Annotated in this window: 2 protein-coding genes and 1 pseudogene; all 3 read right to left on the minus strand. The window is 77.4% G+C overall.

Annotated elements, in window-relative coordinates; genetic code table 11:
- The coding region (locus ABEB16_RS21595; protein ID WP_345714230.1) for a hypothetical protein at positions 1-217 on the minus strand (217 nt) is incomplete at its 3' end.
- On the minus strand, positions 214-969 hold the full coding sequence (locus tag ABEB16_RS21600) for a PilZ domain-containing protein (RefSeq protein ID WP_345714231.1): 756 nt from the start codon (positions 967-969) through the stop codon (positions 214-216). The genes ABEB16_RS21600 and ABEB16_RS21595, both read right to left, overlap by 4 nt.
- Positions 966-2,094, minus strand: a pseudogene (locus ABEB16_RS21605) (hypothetical protein); the annotation flags it as partial. The pseudogene ABEB16_RS21605 and the gene ABEB16_RS21600, both read right to left, overlap by 4 nt.

Raw genomic sequence — 2,094 nt, forward strand, 5'->3', positions numbered from 1 at the left:
TCTGGTTGACCTGCACGGAGATGTCGTCCTCGGCGTACTGCAGCTGCGCCTCGTAGCCGGTGAACACGCTGCGCACGACGCGCGCGGCGACGGTCGAGACGACGAGCGCCAGCGCCAGGTGCAGCAGCGCGGTGTCGATGCTGCCCCGGCCCTGCAGGGCGTCGAGCAGCGACGGCGCGGCCAAAAGGAGGCTGGCCAGGATGATGAGGCCGGTCATCGTTCCCCTCTGCGACGGTTCTCGATCTGGGCGCGCAGCACGTAGCGGCGCAGGTGGTCGGCGTGCGGTACGGGTTCCACGAAGGACAGCACCACCTCGGCGGCGCCCTGGGACGCGGCGGGCCGGGTGCGCAGGACGGTCACGACCTGGTCGATGGCGACCCCGTCGACGTCGGTGCGCATCCGGGCACGGGTGCCCGGGACGAGCTCCTCGGCCGGCCCCGTGTGCAGCACGCGCGCCCCGCCCTCGCTGAGGTCGAGCAGGCGCACCGCCACGGGGTCCGGTGGGGTGTGCCGCACCCGCTGCGGTCCCTCCCCTGCTGCATCGGCATCCTCGGCCGCCGACTGCAGTGCCGGTGCCGGCCCGGCGAGCGGGACGGGCTCCAGCAGGGCCCGGCCCGTCACCGCCGCGCGGGCGTAGCGGCGACGCTGCTCGGTGGTGACGGGACCGGTGGGCCGCAGCCGCCAGCAGGGCAGGGCCCCCCGGTCCAGCGCCGCCAGGACGAAGCGCTGGAAGCAGGCCCCGCGCTCGCTGCCCCAGGCGAGCTGGACCTCCCGGCCGGTGGTGGCCCAGTCCAGGTCCCCGGCGAAGCGGGGCGCGGCGATGACGAGCCCGTCCTCGTCGACGTCCTCGACGCGCGTGACGACCTCGGCCTCCGGCGCGGTGCCGTCGAAGCCCAGCACCACGGTGACGCGGGCGTTGAGGGCGGGCCAGGAGCGCGTCGAGCCCGCGACCCCCGCTCCCGGGGTCACTGTCCCGCCGCGCCGTCGGCCGGGAGGGCCGCGTCCAGCAGCAGCCCGACCCAGGCGCCGGTGGTGGCCGGACGGCCGTCGAGGAAGCCGACGGGCACGCCGAGGGAGAGCACGTCGAGCGGGTCGGTGCTCTCGACCGAGCGCGTGACGGCCACGCGCTGCGCCGGCGCGCCGGCCTCGCGCAGGGCGTCGAGCAGGTCGTTGGCGATGGCGGCGCGACGGGTGGCGTCGATGGCCACGACGACGGCGGCGGGGGTGAACTCGGTGACGAAGCGCGCAGCGCGGGCCGCGTCCGCGGCGGTGGGCCGCGTGGGCACGGTGACCGTCAGCGGGGCGCTCCAGCCGCGGGCCTGGGCGACGCGGCCCGGGAGGTCCTCGGCGCTGATGCTGGCGTGGCCCTCGGCCCGACCGATGATCACCGGGGCGTCGGAGCCGACCTCCTCGGCCACCAGGAGACCGGCGCCGATGACGGCGTCGGGCTCGCCGACGACGAGCACGACCTCGCCGGGGCCCAGGCGCAGCGGTGCCGGGACCGGGATGTCCCGGGCGATGCGGATGGCAGCCTGCGGATCGATGTGCTCGCCAGCGGCCGCGCGCCGCGCCGGCACGGAAGCCTCGCTGTAAGTAGTCACAGGATTACGGTACGACGAAACCATGATCGGCGCGTCGGGAGTTCCGGCCGCCTCGGCGGGCGCGGGAGTGGCCTGCGCGGGCACCTCCGAGGCCTGGACCGGGGCCGCGGGAGCCGCCTGCTGCGCGACCGGCTGCGGCGCGACCGGGGCCGCGGGAGCCGCCTGCTGCACGACCGGCTGCGGCGCGACCGGCGCCGCGGGAGCCGCCTGCTGCACGAGGAACTGCTGGAAGGCCTCCTGCAGCTCCGGGGCGACGAAGGGAGCGGCGGCGGCGCGCTGGAGCTCGGCCTGCAGCGCCTCGAGCGAGGTGGCGGGCGCCGGCTGGGGCTGCGGGCGCGGGGTCTCCGGCTGGCGCGGGGTCTCCGGCCGCGGGGCGGGCTGCTGCTGCACCGGCTGGGGGGCCGGCTGCTGCGGGGCGGGCTGCTGCTGCACCGGCTGCTGCTGCACCGGCCGCTGCTGCACCGGCTGGGGGGCCGGCTGCTGCGGGGCGGGC

This window comes from Kineococcus glutinatus, assembly GCF_039542765.1.
Lineage (GTDB): Bacteria > Actinomycetota > Actinomycetes > Actinomycetales > Kineococcaceae > Kineococcus_A > Kineococcus_A glutinatus.